General features: G+C 67.2%; 15 protein-coding genes, 1 tRNA gene and 1 pseudogene. 8 read left to right on the top strand and 9 right to left on the bottom strand.

Annotated elements, in window-relative coordinates:
* Positions 1-6: 6 nt before the first annotated feature.
* On the bottom strand, positions 7-1038 hold the full coding sequence (locus tag AAW51_RS19350) for a CDP-6-deoxy-delta-3,4-glucoseen reductase (RefSeq protein ID WP_047195913.1): 1032 nt from the start codon (positions 1036-1038) through the stop codon (positions 7-9).
* A gap of 117 nt (positions 1039-1155) precedes the next feature.
* On the opposite strand from AAW51_RS19350, the gene AAW51_RS19345 reads away from it, so the two are divergent.
* On the top strand, positions 1156-2052 hold the full coding sequence (locus AAW51_RS19345) for an NAD-dependent epimerase/dehydratase family protein (protein WP_083438424.1): 897 nt from the start codon (positions 1156-1158) through the stop codon (positions 2050-2052).
* A gap of 36 nt (positions 2053-2088) precedes the next feature.
* Here the strand turns inward: AAW51_RS19345 and AAW51_RS19340 are convergent, their stop codons facing one another.
* Entirely contained in the window at positions 2089-3315 is a 1227-nt protein-coding gene (locus tag AAW51_RS19340; RefSeq protein ID WP_053013760.1) for a S1C family serine protease, read from the bottom strand.
* Positions 3316-3381: 66 nt separating this feature from the next.
* Entirely contained in the window at positions 3382-3984 is a 603-nt protein-coding gene (locus tag AAW51_RS19335; RefSeq protein WP_047195912.1) for a rhomboid family intramembrane serine protease, read from the bottom strand.
* Positions 3985-4129: 145 nt separating this feature from the next.
* Between AAW51_RS19335 and AAW51_RS19330 the strand changes: the two genes are divergently transcribed.
* The gene (locus AAW51_RS19330; RefSeq protein ID WP_047195911.1) at positions 4130-5401 is read left to right on the top strand and encodes an amidohydrolase family protein; all 1272 of its coding nucleotides are present in this window, start codon (positions 4130-4132) and stop codon (positions 5399-5401) included.
* 283 nt (positions 5402-5684) lie between these two features.
* Here AAW51_RS19330 and AAW51_RS28385 read toward each other — a convergent pair.
* Positions 5685-6050: pseudogene (locus AAW51_RS28385) on the bottom strand (T6SS effector amidase Tae4 family protein).
* A 309-nt stretch (positions 6051-6359) separates the two neighbouring features.
* A tRNA-Leu gene (locus AAW51_RS19315) sits at positions 6360-6446 on the bottom strand.
* 132 nt (positions 6447-6578) lie between these two features.
* Between AAW51_RS19315 and cysM the strand changes: the two genes are divergently transcribed.
* Positions 6579-7484, top strand: a complete 906-nt coding sequence (gene cysM / locus AAW51_RS19310) for a cysteine synthase CysM (RefSeq protein WP_047195909.1) — start codon at positions 6579-6581, stop codon at positions 7482-7484.
* Here cysM and trmB read toward each other — a convergent pair.
* Positions 7454-8188 carry a tRNA (guanine(46)-N(7))-methyltransferase TrmB gene (gene trmB / locus AAW51_RS19305; RefSeq protein ID WP_047195908.1) on the bottom strand — a complete coding sequence of 245 codons (735 nt, stop codon included), beginning with the start codon at positions 8186-8188 and terminating at the stop codon, positions 7454-7456. The two genes, cysM and trmB, sit on opposite strands and share 31 nt — an antisense overlap.
* 28 nt (positions 8189-8216) lie before the next feature.
* Between trmB and AAW51_RS19300 the strand changes: the two genes are divergently transcribed.
* Positions 8217-8738, top strand: coding sequence for an NUDIX domain-containing protein (locus AAW51_RS19300; RefSeq protein WP_047195907.1), 522 nt, complete (start codon positions 8217-8219; stop codon positions 8736-8738).
* A gap of 207 nt (positions 8739-8945) precedes the next feature.
* Positions 8946-9173: a sulfurtransferase TusA family protein gene (locus AAW51_RS19295; protein ID WP_047195906.1), complete on the top strand. Its 228-nt coding sequence runs from the start codon at positions 8946-8948 to the stop codon at positions 9171-9173.
* A gap of 164 nt (positions 9174-9337) precedes the next feature.
* On the opposite strand, the gene galU is transcribed toward AAW51_RS19295, so the two are convergent.
* From galU to AAW51_RS19280, 3 genes are all read right to left on the bottom strand, one after another.
* On the bottom strand, positions 9338-10204 hold the full coding sequence (gene galU, locus AAW51_RS19290) for a UTP--glucose-1-phosphate uridylyltransferase GalU (RefSeq protein WP_047195905.1): 867 nt from the start codon (positions 10202-10204) through the stop codon (positions 9338-9340).
* Positions 10205-10250: 46 nt separating this feature from the next.
* The gene (locus AAW51_RS19285) at positions 10251-13076 is read right to left on the bottom strand and encodes a valine--tRNA ligase (RefSeq protein ID WP_047195904.1); all 2826 of its coding nucleotides are present in this window, start codon (positions 13074-13076) and stop codon (positions 10251-10253) included.
* 154 nt (positions 13077-13230) lie between these two features.
* Positions 13231-14208, bottom strand: coding sequence for a GMP reductase (locus tag AAW51_RS19280; protein WP_047195903.1), 978 nt, complete (start codon positions 14206-14208; stop codon positions 13231-13233).
* A 255-nt stretch (positions 14209-14463) separates the two neighbouring features.
* Here AAW51_RS19280 and AAW51_RS19275 point away from each other — a divergent pair, with 255 nt between their 5' ends.
* From AAW51_RS19275 to AAW51_RS19265, 3 genes are all read left to right on the top strand, one after another.
* Complete coding sequence (locus AAW51_RS19275; RefSeq protein WP_047195902.1) at positions 14464-16818, top strand: UvrD-helicase domain-containing protein; 2355 nt, start codon at positions 14464-14466, stop codon at positions 16816-16818.
* A 158-nt stretch (positions 16819-16976) separates the two neighbouring features.
* Entirely contained in the window at positions 16977-18458 is a 1482-nt protein-coding gene (locus tag AAW51_RS19270; RefSeq protein WP_053013754.1) for a methyl-accepting chemotaxis protein, read from the top strand.
* Between the two features lie 93 nt (positions 18459-18551).
* Positions 18552-19124 (top strand): GNAT family N-acetyltransferase, encoded by a 573-nt coding sequence (locus AAW51_RS19265; RefSeq protein ID WP_047195901.1) that lies wholly within the window; start codon positions 18552-18554, stop codon positions 19122-19124.
* The last annotated feature ends 135 nt before the right edge of the window (positions 19125-19259 follow it).

Here is a 19259-nt window from a genome sequence, read left to right as displayed (position 1 = left end):
CGTCGGTCAGTGTTTGTCTGCTTCAGATGTGAACGAGTCGGCATAGAACTCGGCCTCCGGCAGGCCGCAGCGCGCGACGAAGTCACGCTGCGCCGACTCGACCATCACCGGCGCACCACAGGCGTAGACCTGGTGGCCGGAAAGATCGGGCAGGTCCTGCATCACGACCTGGTGCACAAATCCGGTGCGACCCTGCCAGTCGTCCTCCGGTTTCGGCTCCGACAGCACGGGAACGTAGCGCAGATGGGGCATCTCGGCCGCCGCCTGTTCGGCCCATTCGTGCAGATACAGGTCTTGCCGGCTGCGGCAGCCCCAGTACAGCACGGCCGGGCGCTGGATGCCCTTGAATTGCATGTGCTCGACGATGGCCTTGATCGGCGCGAAACCGGTGCCCGAGGCCAGCAGCACGATGGGCTTGTCGCTGTCCTCGCGCAGGAAGAAGCTGCCGAACGGCCCTTCCATGCGCAGGATCTCTTTTTCCTTCATCGCACCGAACACATGGTCGGTGAAACGGCCGCCCGGCATGTGCCGGATGTGCAATTCGATGCCGGGTTTCTCGGCCTGAGTGTGGGGCGCATTGGCCATCGAATAGCTGCGCCGGGCGCCGTCGCGCAAGATGAACTCGACGTATTGGCCCGCGTGGTACTTCAGCTGGTCGTTGGCCGGCAGCTGCAGCTTGAGCACGGCCACGTCGGGTGCCCGTTTCTCCAGCGAGCTGACGCGGCACGGCATTTTCTTGACCGGGAACTGGCCGGCGCCGACCACCTCGCGCGACTCGATCGTCAGGTCGGTCTGAGGCGTGGCACAGCAGGTGAGCGTGTAGCCCGCTTCTTCTTCCGCGGGCGACATCGCCTTCACCTGGTGGGCGCCATGGAGGACACGGCCGCCCAGCAGCCGGCTCTTGCAGGAGCCGCAGGCGCCGTCCTTGCAGCCGTAGGGCAGGCCGACGCCTTGGCGGATCGCAGCCGCGAGGACGGTCTCGTCGCGTTGCACCTCGAACGTGTGGCCGCTGGGCTGCACGGTCACTGTGAATGTCATGGGAAGACCTTATAAACTGTGCCGCCCGTGATTGTGCCCGCAGATGGGCCGCCCCTCGCCGCGTGGCGGTTCCGGCCCCGCCGGCAGCCCGCGCTCCTGCCGTCCCTTTCTTGCCCGATGCCCGCTGCCGCCCCTGCCTCTGCCCGCCTCGACCGTCCTCGTCTGCTGATCGTCGGCTGCGGCGACATCGGGCAGCGTGTGCTGAAACTGCTCGCACCGCGCTGGCGGGTTTTTGCACTGACGTCGCGTCCCGAGGCGGTTGCGGCGCTGCGCGATCTGGGCGCGGTGCCGATCGTCGGCGATCTCGACCGGCCGGCCACGCTGGGCCGGCTCGCAGGGCTGGCCGACGCGGTGTTGCACCTCGCGCCGCCGCCCGCCAGTGGCCTGACCGACAGCCGCACGGCACACCTGCTGCAGGCACTGGCGCGCAAGGCGCGCGTGCGCACGCTGGTCTACGGCAGCACCACCGGGGTCTACGGCGACGCCCAAGGGGCGCGCTTCGACGAGACCCGGCCGGTCCGGCCGGCATCCGACCGCGCGCACCGACGGGTCGACGCCGAATGCCGCGTGCGTTGGTTCGGCCGCAGCTTCGGCGTGCGCGTGTCCATCTTGCGCATCCCCGGCATCTACGCCCGCGACCGTGTCGGTGGCCACCCGCGCGAGCGGCTGGCCAGGGGCACGCCGGTGCTGCGCGCAGAGGACGACGTGTACACCAATCACATCCACGCGGACGACCTGGCGCGCGCCTGCGTGGCCGCGCTGTTTCGGGGCTTGCCGCAGCGGGTGCTGCACGCGAGCGACGACACTGAACTGAAGATGGGCGATTACTTCGACCTTGCGGCGGACCTGGCAGGGCTGCCACGACCGCGTCGGCTGGCGCGCGCCGATGCCGAGCGCGAACTGAGCGCGGCGTCGTTGTCCTTTTTGCGCGAATCTCGCCGGCTCGACAACCACCGGCTGAAGCGCGAACTGCGGTTGCGCCTGCGGTACCCCACGGTGCAAGAGGGCCTGTGACAGGCGTGTCACGACGGCGCGCCCGGGGCCGCGCCCTCAAATGCCCAATGCCCGGCGTAGCGTTTTCATCCGGTCGATGGTGCGGGCCTTGACGTTCTCGACCTGAGGCCCGCGCCCGACCTCGATCGTCACTTCGCGTTCGGCCGCACTGTTGTCCCACAGCTTCTTGTAGAAGGTTTCGAGGCTGTCGATCGGCAAACCGTCGAGCTTGAGGATCAGGTCGCCGGGGCGCAGGCCGGCCGCTTCGGCGGGGCTGTCTTCGCTGATGCGCACCACCCGCACCAGCCCTTGTTGTTCGATGCAGTTGACGCCCAGCCAGGCGCGCGTGCTGCGCGCCGACGCGCCGCGCTGCCGCAACTCCGGCAGCACCGGCTTGAGCAGGTCGATCGGGACGAACATGTTGCCCGGCTGCGCCAGCCCCGGTGGGCCGGCCTCCATCACGATCAGCGAGCCGATGCCCACCAGCTGGCCGTGCTGGTTGAACAGCGCGGCGCCGCTGTGGTCGGTGCGCGGCGGCACCGTGAAGAGGGCATCGTCGATGTGATATTCCCAGTAGCCCGAGAAGGGCCGGCGCGACACCACCTGGGCCAGGCTGAGGGTGCCTGCATCGCCGCCGCTCGCGACAACATACGGCTCGGTCTCGTCCACGCTGGCGGATGAGCCGAGCGGCGCGGCCTGCAGGTTCATCGGCACCACCGATTGCAGCAGGCCGAAGCCGGTGGCGATGTCGTAGGCGACCACGCGGGCGGGGAAGACCTTGCCGGTTTCGGTCTGCACGTCGACCCGCTCGGCTTCCATGATGAGATAGCCGATGGTCAACACCAGCCCGTCGGAGCCGATCACCACGCCGGAGCCTTCGCGCACCGGGCCCAAGGTCTCGCTGGAGCGCGCGTCGGGTGTCGCCACCGCTCGCACGCCCACCACGCTGGCGCTGGCCGCCCGCAGGCGGCGGGCCTGTTCGATCACCTCGGGGTCTTCGGCGGCACTGCGAGCCGCAGCTGCGGCGGCGTCGGCTTCCGTTTCATTCGCCGTTTCGGCTGGCAAGCCCTCCGGCATGTCGGCCTCTGCGTCTGCCGGAGCGGCTGCGCAGGCGAAGCTCGACAGCAGCAGGACGACGGGCAACACCAGTCGACGCAGGCCGGTGGCCACGGGCCTGCTGCGGCCGGGGCGCCTCGAGCGCCACTTTGCGACAAACGGCAGGAACAACTCACCCGACGTGATCATGGCGGCACCCCACTGCAGCAAGAGCGGATGCGACAGCATCGCTCTTTCGTCATCCCCCGGGCATGCACAGGGGATTGGGGTGCCGAGGGGCGCCGCGCGGGGCCGTCAGAAGCGGCGGCGGCCCTTGAACGGCGGTTGGCCGCGCCAGTAGCGGATCATCAGGAAGCCGCCCAACATGCCGCCCAGGTGGGCGAAGTGCGCAATACCCGACATCGTGCCGGTCACGCCGAGGAACAGCTCGAGCGCGCCGTACACGGCGACGAAGACCTTGGCCTTCATCGGAATGGGCGGGAACAAGGGCATGATGGTCCGGTTCGGAAACGTCATGCCGTAGGCCAGCAACAGGCCGAACAAGCCGCCCGAGGCGCCGACCAGCGGGTTGGCCATGCCGGTGAGCAGCGAGAAGACCAGCTGCACGGCCGCCGCCGTCAGCACGCTCGCCGTGTAGAACTGGAGGAAACGACGCTCGCCCCACAGCCGCTCGAGCTCGCTGCCAAACATCCAGAGCCCGAGCATGTTGAAGAACAGATGCGTCACGCTGCCGTGCAGGAAGGCATAGCTGACCACCTGCCACGGCATGAACAGGCCGTGGCCGGGCGGCCAGAGCGCGAACAGCCGGGTCAACCAGGGGCCGCTGATGGCGTCGATGCAGAAAACCGCGACGTTGATCAGCAGCAGCGCTTGGACGATGGGAGGCAAGGGGGGCATTGTGTCTGCCGTACGAGGCGAATGGCGGAGCCCCGCATGATAGCCGCGGGGGTATGGGCTGCCGCCCCGCGGGCTTATCGTCGCCTGGCCCGCGGCGGGCCATGGCAGCATTGGCGCTTCCACACACCTGTGAAGGAAATCGCGCATGTTGGACGTGATCCTGCGTCACTGCACCTTGCCCGATGGGCGCCGTGACCACGACATCGGCATCGAGGCCGGACGCATCAGCGTGGTGCAGCCGGCCTTGCAAGCCAGCGCCGGGCAGGAAATCGACGCCGCCGGCCAACTCGTCTGTCCGCCGTTCGTCGACGCCCACTTCCACATGGATTCGACGCTCAGCTACGGGCTGCCGCGGGTCAACCGCACCGGGACCTTGCTCGAGGGCATCGGGCTGTGGGGCGAGCTGAAGCCGCTGCTGACGCAGGAGGCGCTGGTGGAGCGCGCGCTGGCCTATTGCGACTGGGCGGTCGCCAAGGGCCTGCTCGCGATCCGCTCGCACGTCGACGTCTGCGACCCGCGCTTGCTGGCGGTGGAGGCCTTGCTGCATGTGCGCGAGCGTGTGCGGCCCTATCTCGATCTGCAACTGGTGGCGTTTCCGCAGGACGGTGTGCTGAGGACCCCGGGCGCGCTCGACCAGCTGACCCGCGCGCTCGACCTTGGCGTCGACGTGGTCGGCGGCATCCCGCATTTCGAGCGCACGATGGCCGACGGCGCCGAATCGGTGCGCCTGTTGTGCGAACTGGCGGCCGAGCGCGGGTTGCGGGTCGACATGCATTGCGACGAATCGGACGATCCCTGGTCGCGCCACATTGAAACGTTGGCGTTCCACAGCCAGCGACTGGGCCTGCAGGGCCGGGTGGCGGGTTCGCACCTGACGTCGATGCATTCGATGGACAACTACTACGTGTCCAAGCTGCTGCCGCTGATCCGCGAGGCCGGCGTGGCGGCGATCGCCAACCCGCTCATCAACATCACGCTGCAGGGCCGCCACGACAGCTACCCCAAGCGCCGCGGCATGACACGCGTGCCCGAACTGCTGGCGGCGGGTGTCGAGGTCGCCTTCGGCCACGACTGCGTGCTGGACCCGTGGTACGGCATGGGCAGCGCCGACATGCTGGAGGTGGCGCACATGGGGTTGCACGTCGCGCAGATGACCTCGCAGGAGGCCATGCGGCAGTGTTTCGAGGCGGTGACGGCCGCGCCGGCGCGCATTTTGGGGCTGGAGGGCTACGGGCTGGCGCCGGGGTGCCGCGCCGATTTGGTGCTGCTGCAGGCGCGTGACCCGATCGAGGCGATCCGGCTGAGGGCGACGCGGCTGACGGTGATGCGCGCGGGGCGGGTGGTGGCGACCACGCCGGCGGCCGTCGCGTCGCTGCACTTGCCTGGCCGGCCGCAGCAGGTGAGCTTTCAGCACTGACGCCCTGTGGGCCGGGACACCAGACTAGATGACGGCAAGCAGCGGGCCGGGCGCTCTCTCTAGGGGTGTCAGCGCTTCCTGTTGCCAATGCGCCACCCGACCCACGCGAGAAGCGGGCAGAGGACCGTCACGGAAACAAGAAGTCCGATCACTGCCGCGTTGTCCAACTGTTCCGCGGCAGTGGCGTAGGGGGCGTATAGGAATACGGCAGCACCTGCAAGCCACCAGGCCGCACCTATGCCGAGAAGCACGCCGACGAATGCAAGCACATGGGCCATGCGTTTCAAGCGACCTCCCAGAACCAGATGCGCCCTTTGGTGTATTGGCTGCCGAAGCTGGTGTAGATGCTAATGACCGATTGGAAAGCCGTCAGGCGCCAGCCGTTCCAAAGGTCGATATGGTCGCCGGTCTGCGGCGCGCCATAGAAGTCCTTGCAGAAGAACACGCCCTTGCGCCCATCGATCTTGTCGAAGGCTTCGGCGCCGTTGTAGCGCTCGACGCGCTTCATCCCCGGCACGATGACCCTCGTCAGCGCGTTTGCCATCTCCTCGGCTGCCAGCGCATGACCTTAGGCCTTGTCGTGGTGCCAGCAGTGACGCAGACCCCAGGACTTAATGCTGATGCCTGACTTCGTGAATGCCACGCCCATCCTGATGGCGCACTGGTTTTCGAAGCTCGGCTTGCCATCGACCTCGCACGGCTTGCCCGTGCCGGGGTGGTTGTCCCACAGCCGGTGAAAGATGCTCATGTGTTCCTCCCTGCGCCCTTCGTTGGGGCTGGCGCCACTCTAGGGGAGGCGGGGCCTGGCGGCGTTTCAAATTGCAGCGACGCCTCGACCGCCCGCGCCAAGTACTCACCGTGGCGGGACAGCGATCGAAAAACGGGTTGATGCGGAAACTGGCGCGGAAGAGGCGTAGAAACTGCTGCGGAAACCGCTAGTGCCCGCGACCGCTTGAATTGGTGCCCAGAGCCGGACTCGAACCGGCACGCCATCGCTGGCGAGGGATTTTGAGTCCCTTGCGTCTACCTATTTCGCCACCTGGGCAGGCGGTGACGCAGCGTGCGCTGCGTCGGTCTTGAACCACCCCGGGCGATGCCGCGGTGATGTAGCCGGCGATTATGTCACAGCGCCGCGGGCCTGACGCAAGCCTGAGACAATGTGGGCAGGAGAACGCTCATGCCCCAGTACAAAACCATCGAAGACACCATCGGCCGCACCCCGTTGATCCAGCTGCAGCGCCTGCCCGGCGTGGAGCAGGCGCGGCGCGGCAACGTCATCCTGGGCAAGCTCGAAGGCAACAACCCGGCGGGCTCGGTGAAAGACCGGGCCGCGATCAGCATGATCCGGCGTGCCGAGGAGCGCGGCGACATCCGCCCGGGCGACACGCTGATCGAGGCGACCTCGGGCAACACCGGCATCGCGCTGGCAATGGCAGCGGCCGTTCGGGGCTACCGGATGCTGCTGATCATGCCGGAGGACCTCAGCATCGAGCGGGCCCAGACGATGAAGGCCTTCGGCGCCGAGTTGATGCTGACGCCCAAGGCCGGTGGCATGGAGTACGCGCGTGACCTGGCCGAGCAGATGCAGCGCGACGGCAAGGGGCGGGTGCTCGACCAGTTCGCCAATGCCGACAACCCGCGCATCCACTACGAGACCACCGGCCCGGAGATCTGGGACGAGACGCAGGGCCGCATCACCCATTTCATCAGTGCGATGGGCACCACCGGCACCATCACCGGCGTGTCGCGTTTCCTGAAGGAGCAGAACCCGGAGGTGCGCATCATCGGTGCGCAACCGAGCGAAGGTTCGCGCATCCCCGGCATCCGCAAGTGGCCGCAGGAGTACCTGCCCAAGATCTACGAGCCGAGCCGGGTCGACGAGTTGGTGTACGTGTCGCAGGCCGACGCCGAGGACATGGCGCGCCGGCTGGCCTGCGAGGAAGGCGTGTTTGCCGGCATCTCCGCAGCCGGCGCTTGCTGGGCCGCGCTGCAGGTGGCGCAGCGGGTCGAGAACGCGACGATCGTGTTTGTCGTTTGCGACCGCGGCGACCGTTATCTCTCGACCGGCGTGTTCCCGGCCTGAGGCGCCGCGCGCACGCGCCACAGCACGTGGCCCGAGGCGCGGTACTTGAGTTCGAACGGCGTCAGGGCCGGCCCCTCGGGGGGCACCGGCTCGACCTCGGCCTGCCAGCCGGCCCGCCGCAACGCCCACGCAAACTCCTCGGCGTACAGCGCCCAGTTGCTGCGCAGTTCCAGCGCTCCACCGAGCGCCAGCAGGTCGGGCAGGCGCGGGTGGCCGTGCCAGCGTCGCTGCAAATGCTCGGCCTTGGGCCAGGGGTTGGGGTAGAGCAGGTAGTGCCGCGCCAGCCGCAGGCCGTGCGCCGCCATCAGGGCCCACAGGTCGGTCGCGTCGGCCCGCAGCAGCAGGAGGTTGCGGGGCGCTGCCGTCGCGTCGAGTTTGCGCTGGCCGCGCGCCAGCCGTTGCGCCGACTGGTCGACGCCGATCACCAGCGCTTCCGGGTGGCGCGCGGCGAGTGCAGCGCTGCTCTCACCGGTGCCGCAGGCGCTGTCCAGCACCAGCGGCGAGCGGCCGTCCCAGTGCCTGCACAGCTGCTCGAAGGCGGCATGGTTGTAGGGCGCGACAGGTCGCTGAAAGCGCGTGTTCAGGTGGCGGTCGACCACCTGCGCGAGCCGTGGGTGAGGCCCGGCCTGGTTGCTGCTGACCTGCCGCGAGGAGGCGGTGCGCGTAGGCGACAGGGACGCTTCGGGGGCTCGGGTAGGATCCACCGCTGATCGAGTGAGGGGATGCGTGTCCATGAACGACTTCAGATTCTGCCCACGTTGCGCTACCGAGTTGCACAGCGTGCACGACGGCGAGCGGGACCGCCTGCGCTGCCCGGCCTGCCACTACACCCACTGGAACAACCCGACGCCGGTGCTGGCCGCCATCATCGAGCTGTCGGACCGCGAAGGCCGCTTGCTGCTGGCGCGCAACGCGGCCTGGCCGGGGCGCATGTTCGCGCTGGTCACCGGCTTCATGGAGGCTGGCGAGACGCCCGAGGAAGGCATCAAGCGTGAAATCGCCGAGGAGACTTCATTGCAGGTCTCGGCGTTGCACTTGGAGGGCGTTTGCGATTTTCAGCAGATGAACCAGGTCATCATCGCCTACCACGCGGTCTGCCACGGCGAGATCGTGCTGTCGCCCGAACTGGCCGAATACAAGCTGCTGGCACCGCAGGATGTCAAATGCTGGCGCGCCGGCACTGGCGAAATCCTGGCGCAGTGGCTGCGGCGTCGCGGCCATGAGCCGCAGTACGTCGAACTGCCGCGGCGTTGACGGGCGTGAGCGCAGGGTTGCCGGCGACTTTGTTTTTTGAATCGATTCCCGCTGTGCCAGGCCGACCGCGCCCCTTGCTGAGGCAAAGAACGCGGGGAACCGTGCGGATGGATGCCATCCCCGCAGCGATCGGGCGCCGTCCGGCTGAAGGGGAGGCCTCCTGCGGTGTGCGCTGCCACTAAAATCAGCGTCCCTGAAGGAATTGCCATGGACGCTCACAAAGAACTCGACACCCGCGGGCTCAACTGCCCTCTGCCCATCCTCAAGGCGAAGAAGGCACTGGCCGAGATGCACAGCGGAGAACTGCTGAAGGTGGTGGCAACGGACCCGGGTTCGCTGCGCGACTTCCAGGCCTTCGCCAAGCAGACAGGCAACGAACTGGTCGAGCAGCAAACGCTCGACAAAGAGTTCGTGCACGTGCTGCGGCGCCGCTGACGTACGCAAGGGGAGAAAAAGCCCGGGAGCCGATGAAGCCGGCGGCCGACGCGTGATGCGCCGCAGGGTCCCGGCCCGGTCGTCGTGACCAGCGCACCTGGATAGCGCTTACCCCGCCGGGCAGCGGGGCGCAGGCCCCGGTTTCGGCCGGGGCCTTTGCATTTTCAGAGTTCGAGACCCTGCAGATACTCGCGGAAGCCCGCGCCAAGCTGCGGGTGGGCGAGTGCCAGTTCGACCGACGCTTGCAGGAAACCTTCCTTGCTGCCGCAGTCGTAGCGCACGCCGTCATAACGATAGGCAAACACCTTTTCGCGACGCAGCAGGCCGGCGATGCCGTCGGTGAGCTGGATTTCACCGCCGACGCCCTTGGGCTGGCGGCGGATCTCATCGAAGATGCCCGACGTGAGGATGTAGCGACCGGCCACGCCCAGGCGCGACGGCGCGGCTTCGGGGGCCGGCTTTTCGACGATCTGCTGAATGTCCATCAGACGGTCGTTGACGGGGGTGCCGTCGACGATGCCGTAGCGACGCGTCTGTTCGGGCGGCACTTCCTGGACGGCGATGATGGTGGCTTTCCAGTCGGCGAACTGGTCGACCATCTGCCTCATGATCGGCGGTTTGCCGACCATCAGGTCGTCCGCGAGCAGCACGGCGAACGGATGGCCGTTGACCAGGCGCTCGGCGCACAGCACCGCGTGGCCCAGGCCCAGCATCTTGGGTTGCCGCACGAACACGCATTCCATGTCGTCGGGTTTGATCGACTGCACGATGTTCAGCAACTCGCGCTTGCCGGCGGCTTCGAGTTCGGTTTCGAGCTCGTAGGCCATGTCGAAGTGGTCTTCGATCGGGCGCTTGGTGCGGCCGGTGACGAAGATCATTTCCCGGATGCCGGCGGAATACGCTTCTTCGACGGCGTATTGAATCAGCGGTTTATCGACCACCGGCAGCATTTCTTTGGGCTGCGCTTTGGTGGCGGGCAAAAAGCGGGTGCCGAGGCCGGCGACCGGAAAGACTGCTTTGGTGACGTGCATGTGGGTTTTCCTCCTGATATTCGAGTGGCAGACCATACTGCAAGCTTCACGCCAGCCGGGAGATCTGTTCACGCACTCTTTCGAGAGTAACAGTGAAATCGGACAGCCGGACTTTTTCCTGTTCCACCACGTTAGCGGGAGCGCGGGCGATAAAACTTTCGTTACTAAGTTTCGCTTGCGCCTTCGCGATTTCGCCTTCGAGACGCTTGATTTCCTTGCCGAGGCGCTCGCGCTCCGCGGCCACATCGATCTCAACGTGCAACGCCAGCCGCGTCGCACCTTGCACCGCCACCGGTGCCTGGCGCGTTGCGTCGGCAAAGGCCGCTTCGTCGTCGAAGCGTTTCACTTCACTGACTTTCGCCAGCGCCTTCAACAACGGCGCCGCCTGGGTCACGAAGTCGGCGTCGCCGATGGTGTAGAGGGGCACGCGTTCGGCCGGCGACAGACCCATTTCGCTGCGCAGGTTGCGGCACGCGCCGACCACCGCTTTCAGCTGCTCGATCCAGGCGTCGGCCTGGGCGTCGATGCGCTCCAACTGGGCGCGGGGGTAGGGCGCGAGCACGATGGACGCGTCCGAGTCGGGCGCCTTGCGGCCGGCCACCGGCGCGACCTTCTGCCACAGCTCTTCGGTAATGAAGGGCGTGATGGGGTGCAGCAGCCGCAGCACGGTTTCCAACACCCGGATTAGGGTGCGGCGCGTGGCCCGTTGCTGCCCGGCGTCGCCGTTGGCGATCTGCGCCTTGGCGATTTCCAGGTACCAGTCGCAGTACTGGTCCCAGACGAACTGGTAGAGGGCGTTGGCGACGTTGTCGAGCCGGTAGTCGGCGTAACCTTGTTCCACCGCGTGCTCGACCCGCTGCAACTCGCCGGTGATCCAGCGGTCGGCCGCCGAGAAATCGAGATAACCGCCGGGGCCGCAGGCGTCGGCGCCGTGTTCGGCCAACCCGTTGTCCTGGCCTTCGCAGTTCATCAGCACGAAACGGGTGGCGTTCCAGAGCTTGTTGCAGAAATTGCGGTAGCCCTCGCAGCGCTTGGCGTCGAAGTTGATGTTGCGGCCGAGGCTCGCGAGGGCGGCGAACGTGAAGCGCAGGGCGTCGGCACCGTAGCCGGGAATGCCGTCAGGGAATTCCTTTTTCGTCGCCTCGCGTACCTTGGGCGCGGTGTCGGGGCGGCGCAGCCCGGTGGCGCGTTTTTCGAGCAAGGGCGCCAGCTCGATGCCATCGATCAGGTCGACCGGGTCGAGCACGTTGCCTTCCGACTTGCTCATCTTCTTGCCCTGCGCGTCGCGCACCAGGCCGTGGATGTAGACGTGGCGGAACGGCACGCGGCCAGTGAAGTGCACCGTCATCATGATCATCCGGGCGACCCAGAAGAAGATGATGTCGAAGCCGGTGACGAGCACGCTGGAGGGCAGGAACAAATCGAGTTCCTTGGTCTCGTTGGGCCAGCCGAGCGACGAGAACGGCACCAGGGCCGACGAGTACCAGGTGTCGAGCACGTCTTCGTCGCGCCGAAGTTCACCCTCGTAGCCCGCCGCCTTCGCTTTTGCGCGGGCCTCGTCCTCGTTGCGGGCGACGAACAGCTCGCCGCCACTGCCGTACCAGGCGGGGATCTGGTGGCCCCACCAGAGCTGGCGCGAGATGCACCAGTCCTGGATGTTGTTCATCCACTGGTTGTAAGTGTTGACCCACTGCTCGGGCACAAAACGCACGCGGCCGTCCTGCACCACCTCGACGGCTTTTTCGGCGATCGACTTGCCGCTCGCGTCGGGCTTGCTCATCGCGACGAACCACTGGTCGGTCAGCATCGGCTCGATGATCTGGCCGGTGCGCTCGCAGCGCGGCACCATCAGCTTGTGCTTCTTGACCTCGACCAGGAAACCCTGCGCTTCCAGGTCGGCCACCACCTTCTTGCGCGCCTCGAAACGGTCGAGGCCGCGGTAGGCGGGCGGGGCGTTGTCGTTGATCTTGGCGTCGAGCGTCAGCACGCCGATGACGGGCAGGGCATGCCGCTGCCCGACAGCGTAGTCGTTGTAATCGTGCGCCGGCGTGACCTTCACGACGCCGGTGCCGAACGCGCGGTCGACATAAGCGTCGGCAATCACCGGGATGGTGCGGTCGCACAGGGGCAGCGTGACCTGGTGGCCCACCAGCGCCTGGTAACGCTCGTCTTCGGGGTGCACCATCAGCGCGACGTCGCCGAGCATGGTCTCGGGGCGTGTCGTGGCCACGGTCAGCTCACCGGAGCCGTCGGCCAGCGGGTAGCGGATGTGCCACAGCGAGCCGTCTTCTTCCTCGCTGACGACTTCCAGGTCGGACACCGCCGACTTCAGCACCGGGTCCCAGTTGACCAGCCGCTTGCCGCGGTAGATCAGGCCTTCTTCGTACAGCCGGACAAAGGTTTCGGTCACGACCTTGGACAGCTTGTCGTCCATCGTGAAGTACTCGTGCTCCCAGGACACCGAGTCGCCCATGCGGCGCATCTGCTGCGTGATGGTGGAGCCCGATTGCTGCTTCCAGTCCCAGACCTTGCGGACGAAGTTCTCACGCCCGAGGTCGTGGCGCGACTGGCCGGCCGCCTGCAACTGGCGTTCGACGACGATCTGGGTCGCGATGCCGGCGTGGTCGGTGCCCGGCACCCACAGCGTGTTGTAGCCGCGCATGCGGTGGTAGCGCGTCAACGAGTCCATGATGGTCTGGTTGAACGCATGGCCCATGTGCAGCGTGCCGGTCACGTTGGGCGGCGGCAGCTGGACGCAGAACGACGGCTTGGTTTCGTCCAGCGTCGGGGCGTAGAGGCCGCGGCGTTCCCATTCGGGGCCCCACTTGGCTTCGATGGCTTTCGGTTCGAATGACTTGGGCGTGTCGGACATGGTGCCGGTCGGTGCTGCGTAACGTCTGTCGGGAATCTGTCGGGCGTCGGTCTGGAAACGGCAGCGGCGCCCCACAGGCGCCGCCGAGCTTCGGGATTCCCCTGATTCTACGGGCTAGCCGCTGCCGGCCGTCCCCCGCGGCCGGGTGCCGCTGTCACATCAACAGGTGTTCCCCGGCGTTGTCGCCGCCCAGGATCACGTAGTTCACCTTGCGGATGTCCGCCAGGTACCGCCCGCCGGCGTAGCTGATCGAACTCTGCAGGTCCTCCTGCATTTCGCGCAGCGTGCCCGCCAGGGGGCCCTTGACCGGCTCCAGGATGCGCTTGCCCTCGACGTGCTTGTATTCGCCCTTGTTGAAGTCGGACGCGCTGCCGTAATACTCCTTGTAGAGCTTGCCGTCGACCTCGACGGTGCGCCCCGGCGATTCTTCGTGGCCGGCGAACAGCGAGCCGATCATCACCAGCGTCGCGCCGAAGCGCACGCTCTTGGCGATGTCGCCGTGTTCGCGGATGCCGCCGTCCGCGATGATGGGCTTGGTCGCCACCCGCGCGCACCACTTCAGCGCCGACAGCTGCCAGCCGCCGGTGCCGAAGCCCGTCTTCAGCCGCGTGATGCACACCTTGCCCGGGCCGATGCCGACCTTGGTCGCGTCCGCGCCCCAGTTTTCCAGGTCGATCACCGCCTCGGGCGTGCCGACGTTGCCGGCGATCACGAAGGCCTGCGGCAGCTTGTGCTTGATGTGGCCGATCATCCGTTGCACCGAGTCGGCATGGCCGTGGGCGATGTCGATCGTGATGTAGTCGGCGCCCACTCCTTCTGCCGCCAATCGGTCGATGACGTCGTGGTCGGCCGCCTTGACACCCGAGCTGATCGAGACATACAAGCCCAGCTCGCGCATACGCTTGGCGTAGGCCACGTTGTCCAGATCGAAGCGGTGCATCACATAGAAATAGCCGTTGGCGGCCAGGGTCTCGGTGATGCGCTCGTCCACCACCGTCTTCATGTTGGCCGGCACCACGGGCAGCTTGAACCGCCGGCCGCCGAACTCGACGCTGGTGTCGCATTCGGCACGGCTTTCCACGCGGCATTTGCGCGGCAGCAGCAGAACGTTGTCGTAGTCGAAGATTTCCATCAGAGATCGCTCCAGTAGCAGATAGGACGCCGCGTTGATGCAGTGCGGCGTCGAGGCTGCGAGCGCTTGACTTGGAGAACCGGCTGCGCGGCGCGCCGCGCCCCCGGCGGGGCGGGCGGTGGCACAGGCTCCAGCAGGGGAGGGTGCCGCGCAAACAAAAAACCGGACGCCAAAATTTGGGCCCGGTGGTTGATTCTACTCATCGCGGCCCGGTGTGCCGGGAAGGGGCATCGCCCGCCTCCCTAGAATCGCGACATGAGTCTCGATTTCGCCCCCGCTGCGCCCACGTCGTTGTTGAACAACCTGAACCCGGAGCAGCTCGCCGCCGTCACCTTGCCAAGCCGACCGGCGTTGATCCTGGCCGGGGCCGGTTCGGGCAAGACCCGGGTGCTGACCACCCGCATCGCCTGGTTGATCCAGACCGGTCAGGTGTCGCCGGCCGGCGTGATGGCCGTCACCTTCACCAACAAGGCGGCCAAGGAGATGCTGACGCGGCTGGGTGCGATGCTGCCGATTCCTGTGCGCGGCATGTGGATCGGCACCTTCCACGGGCTGTGCAACCGCTTCCTGCGCGCCCACTGGAAGCTCGCCAATCTGCCGCAGAGCTTCCAGATCCTCGACTCGCAAGACCAGTTGTCGGCGGTACGCCGCGTCATCAAGGCGATGAACCTCGACGAAGAGCGTTTTGTGCCCAAGCAGGTGACCTGGTTCATCGCCGGCAGCAAGGAAGAAGGGCTGCGGCCGCGTGACGTGCAAGTGCGCGACGAGCAGAGCCGCACCTTGGCAGCGATCTACCAGGCCTACGAAGACCAGTGCCAGCGTGAAGGGGTGGTCGATTTCGCCGAACTGATGTTGCGCACCTACGAGTTGATGCGCGACCAGCCGGCGCTGCGCGAGCACTACCAGCGGCGCTTCCGGCATGTCCTGGTCGACGAGTTCCAGGACACCAACCGGCTGCAGTACGCCTGGCTGAAGGCTTTCGCCGGGCCCGAGACGAGCGTGTTTGCGGTGGGCGACGACGACCAGAGCATTTACGCCTTCCGCGGCGCCCAGGTCGGCAACATGAGCGACTTCGAGCGCGAGTTCCACGTCGAGCAGGTCATCAAGCTGGAGCGCAACTACCGCAGCTTCGGCAACATCCTCGACTCGGCCAACGCGCTGATCTCGCACAACACGCGGCGCCTGGGCAAGAACCTGCGGACCGAGGCGGGGCCGGGCGAGCCGGTGCGGGTCTATGAATCGACCAGCGACTACGCCGAGGCGCAGTGGCTGCTCGAAGAGGCGCAGCAGCTGCACCGCGACGGCACGCCGCGATCGGAGATCGCCATCCTGTACCGTTCCAACGCCCAGTCCCGCGTGCTGGAAAGTGCGCTGTTCAACGCCGGCATCCCCTACCGGGTCTATGGCGGTCTGCGCTTTTTCGAACGCGCCGAAATCAAGCACGCGCTGGCCTATCTGCGGCTGCTGGAGAACCCGAACGACGACACCAGCTACTTGCGGGTCGTGAACTTCCCCACCCGAGGCATCGGCGCCCGCACGCTCGAGCAGCTGCAGGACGCCGCCCGGGCGACCGGCCGCAGCCTGTACCAGAGCGTTGGGGCGGTCACCGGCAAGGGCGGCGCCAACCTGGCAGCCTTCAATACGCTGGTCGACGCGATGCGCGACAACACGCGCGGCCTGACGCTGCGCGAGATCATCGAGCACGTGGTGCAGGCCAGCGGGCTGGCCGATTTCTACCGCAACGAGAAAGAAGGCCGCGAGCGGCTGGAGAACCTCGACGAACTGGTCAACGCGGCCGAGGCTTTCGTGACCCAGGAGGGCTTCGGCAAGGACGCGGTGGCCTTGCCGGTCGACGAGCACGCCGGCGCCGTGGTGGTCTCGCCCGGCACCATCGCCGAGGGGGACCCCCCGGCCGTGGCGCGCACCGAACAAGCGCCCGACGCCGAGACCGGCGAGATCATGTCGCCGCTGGCCGCCTTCCTGACCCATGCGGCCCTGGAAGCCGGCGACAACCAGGCCCAGGCCGGGCAGGACGCGATCCAGCTGATGACGGTGCATGCGGCCAAGGGCCTGGAGTTCGACTGCGTTTTCATCACCGGGCTGGAAGAGGGCCTGTTCCCGCACGAAAACTCGCTGTCGGACTACGACGGGCTGGAGGAGGAGCGCCGCCTGATGTATGTGGCCATCACGCGCGCGCGGCGCCGGCTGTACCTGAGCCACAGCCAGACGCGCATGCTGCACGGCCAGACGCGCTACAACATCAAGAGCCGTTTTCTCGAAGAACTGCCCGAGGCCGCGCTGAAGTGGATCACGCCCAAGGCGCAGGCCTTCGGCTCGGGCTACGCGCGCGATTACCGCGCAGCCTGGAGCAGCGGCTCGGGGCGGGGCTCCGCCGCCGGCGCGGGCGAGAAGACATTGGCGCCCAAGGTCGCGACGTCCGAGGGTGTCGCGCTGCGCACCGGCCAGTCGGTGTTCCACACCAAGTTCGGCGAGGGCGTGATCGTCACGCTCGAAGGCAGCGGTGCCGACGCCCGGGCGCAAATCAACTTCGGGCGCCACGGCATGAAGTGGCTGGCGCTGAGCGTGGCCAAGCTGACGCCGGTCGATTGAGGCACCGGCCCGACGCGGGCGCGCGGCAGCATCAGGAAACAACTTAAGCCCGACACCGGGCTCAAGCCCTTACGGCGGCGGCCGATATAGGGGAGCGAGACGTCTTGTCGCGGCGCATGCCGCGGCAGGCATTTGTTTCCCCTACCGGACCCGCCGCCGTGAATCGCTTTACCCTCCGTCAGAAATTCAAGTTCGGCCTGATCGCCGTTGTGGTCGTCTCGCTGCTGGTGCTGATCGGCACCCGGCTGCTGGGCAAGGCTGCCTTGTTTCACTATATGGAGCGGGACCACGTCGCGACTGTGCTGAACCTGAAGCAGGCCATGGACCGCGTCTCCGAAGGCGCCCGGACCGCCGACAAGGTGACGCGCGACGAGTTGGTGCGCGACATCGTGAAGGCGCGCGACATCGCGGGGAACGTCGACATCGAGCTGTTCGCCATCGAGCGCGGCGCCATCTCCATGATCGGGTTCGGTGGTGTCATCGACCTGCCGCGCAAGGACATCGTCGAACTGAACCGCATGCGCGACATCATCGCGAGCGAACCCGGCAGCGGCGTGACGCCGGAGCTGGTGGCCAAGCTGAAGCCCGACATGGACCAGGTGCTCGACAACACCAACCGCTTCGGCCCGCTGGTGGCCGAAGTCGTGAATTTCATCAAGGTCTCGGTGATGTTCATCAATCTGCTGGGCATCGCCGTGCTGGCGACCAGCTTCTGGTTGATCCGCCAGGCGACGCTCGGGCCCTTGCAGACCGCGCTGGCCGCCGCCCACCGGATTGCCCAGGGTGACCTGAGCGGCACGCTGTCGTCGACGGCGCAGGACGAGGTCGGCAAGCTGATCGCGGCGCTCGAGGACATGCAGAGCAACCTGGTGCGTGTGGTCGGCGATGTCCGCCAACGTTCGCACACGGTGGCGCAGAGCATGGGCCAGATGGCCAGCGGCAGCAGCGAGCTGGCCTCGCGCACCGAGCGCCAGGCCGCCGCCCTGCAGCAGACCGCCGCCACGATGGAGGAGATCACCGCCACCGTGAAGCAGAGCGCGCAGAGCGTGAACGAAGCCAACCGGCTGGCGCGCGACGCCTCCACGCTGGCGGCCGAAGGCGGCCAGGCCGTGGTGCAGGCGGTGCAGAGCATGGACGCGATCAAGGCCGCGTCGAAGAAGATCGCCGAGATCACGACCATGATCAACGGCATCTCGTTCCAGACCAACATCCTCGCGTTGAACGCCGCCGTCGAATCGGCCCGTGCCGGTGAACACGGCCGCGGCTTCGCGGTCGTGGCGGCCGAGGTGCGCACGCTGGCCCAGCGCAGCGCGACGGCCGCCAAGGAGATCGAGGCGCTGATCCGCGACTCGGTCGACAAGGTCGAGGCCGGCTCGGCGCAGGTCGGCCAGGCGGGCCAGACCATCGATCAGGTGGTCGCGGCGGTCGGCAAGGTCGGCGGCCTGATCGGCGACCTTGCGCATGCTTTTGCCGAGCAAGAGAGCGGCATCGCGCAGATCGACCAGGCCATCGTCGAACTCGACCAGGTCACGCAGCAGAACGCGGCGATGGTGCAGCGGGCGGCGGCGAGTGCCACGTCGGTGCGCGCCGAGTCCGAAGCGCTGGTGCAGTCGGTCTCGGTGTTCAAGCTGGCGCATTGACGCGAGCCGCCGGACGGTCTTCCGTCGCGGGACTGGCCAAAACGTGCGGGAGCTGCCTATGCTGGCAGCTCCCGTCGCCATTTGGAGCCTTCGATGCCCGAGGTCCAGATTCACCCCGCCACGCCCGAACGACGCGCGGACCTCGCCGCGGTGTTCGAAGACTGCGGCGACGCGCGTCGCTGCTGGTGTGCCTTTTTTGCCCGCTCCCGCCAGGCCTTCGAGCAGGGGCTGGATGGGGGCAACAAGGTCTGGTTTCTGTCCCGGCTCGACTCCGCGTCGCGGCCGCCACCAGGTGTGCTGGCGTATGTGGATGCGCAGCCCGCAGGCTGGTGCGCCATCGCGCCACGTGACGACTATCCGCGGCTGGCGCGCTCGCGCACGCTGGCGCCCCTGGACGACACGCCCGTGTGGAGCATCACCTGTTTCGTGGTGGCCAAGCGGTTTCGCCGCGGCGGGCTGATGTCGGCGCTGATCGAAGGCGCCGTTGGGCTGGCGCGGGACCACGGCGCGCAGTGGGTCGAAGCTTATCCGGTGGACCCGCAGCGCAAGATGGGGTCGTCCGAGCTCTACCACGGCGTGCTGTCGGCGTTTCTCTCCGCCGGCTTCGAGGAACGGGAGCGTCGCTCGCCATCGCGACCCATCGTGCGGCGCCGGGTCGGAGCTTGAAGACCGGGGCTGCCGGCAGGGGTGAGACGAGACGGCTTTGAGCCGATCGGCTCACCAGAAAAGGGACGGTGCAGCGGCCGGCGTTGCACCGGCTGCGTGGGATCGAGGGGGGCGCACGGGCCCGCCCCTCAGTCA

Origin of the sequence: Caldimonas brevitalea (assembly GCF_001017435.1) — a bacterium.
Lineage (GTDB): Bacteria > Pseudomonadota > Gammaproteobacteria > Burkholderiales > Burkholderiaceae_C > Caldimonas > Caldimonas brevitalea.
This window is presented reverse-complemented; position numbering and strand designations above follow the sequence as displayed.

Coding starts and splice junctions, on each gene's coding strand:
- AAW51_RS19275 (WP_047195902.1), top strand. CDS start 14,464: ATGAGTCTCGATTTCGCCCCCGCTGCGCCCACGTCGTTGTTGAACAAC.
- AAW51_RS19335 (WP_047195912.1), bottom strand. CDS start 3,984: ATGCCCCCCTTGCCTCCCATCGTCCAAGCGCTGCTGCTGATCAACGTC.
- AAW51_RS19285 (WP_047195904.1), bottom strand. CDS start 13,076: ATGTCCGACACGCCCAAGTCATTCGAACCGAAAGCCATCGAAGCCAAG.
- AAW51_RS19280 (WP_047195903.1), bottom strand. CDS start 14,208: ATGGAAATCTTCGACTACGACAACGTTCTGCTGCTGCCGCGCAAATGC.
- AAW51_RS19330 (WP_047195911.1), top strand. CDS start 4,130: ATGTTGGACGTGATCCTGCGTCACTGCACCTTGCCCGATGGGCGCCGT.
- AAW51_RS19345 (WP_083438424.1), top strand. CDS start 1,156: ATGCCCGCTGCCGCCCCTGCCTCTGCCCGCCTCGACCGTCCTCGTCTG.
- galU (WP_047195905.1), bottom strand. CDS start 10,204: ATGCACGTCACCAAAGCAGTCTTTCCGGTCGCCGGCCTCGGCACCCGC.
- AAW51_RS19265 (WP_047195901.1), top strand. CDS start 18,552: ATGCCCGAGGTCCAGATTCACCCCGCCACGCCCGAACGACGCGCGGAC.
- AAW51_RS19295 (WP_047195906.1), top strand. CDS start 8,946: ATGGACGCTCACAAAGAACTCGACACCCGCGGGCTCAACTGCCCTCTG.
- AAW51_RS19300 (WP_047195907.1), top strand. CDS start 8,217: ATGAACGACTTCAGATTCTGCCCACGTTGCGCTACCGAGTTGCACAGC.
- cysM (WP_047195909.1), top strand. CDS start 6,579: ATGCCCCAGTACAAAACCATCGAAGACACCATCGGCCGCACCCCGTTG.
- AAW51_RS19340 (WP_053013760.1), bottom strand. CDS start 3,315: ATGCTGTCGCATCCGCTCTTGCTGCAGTGGGGTGCCGCCATGATCACG.
- AAW51_RS19350 (WP_047195913.1), bottom strand. CDS start 1,038: ATGACATTCACAGTGACCGTGCAGCCCAGCGGCCACACGTTCGAGGTG.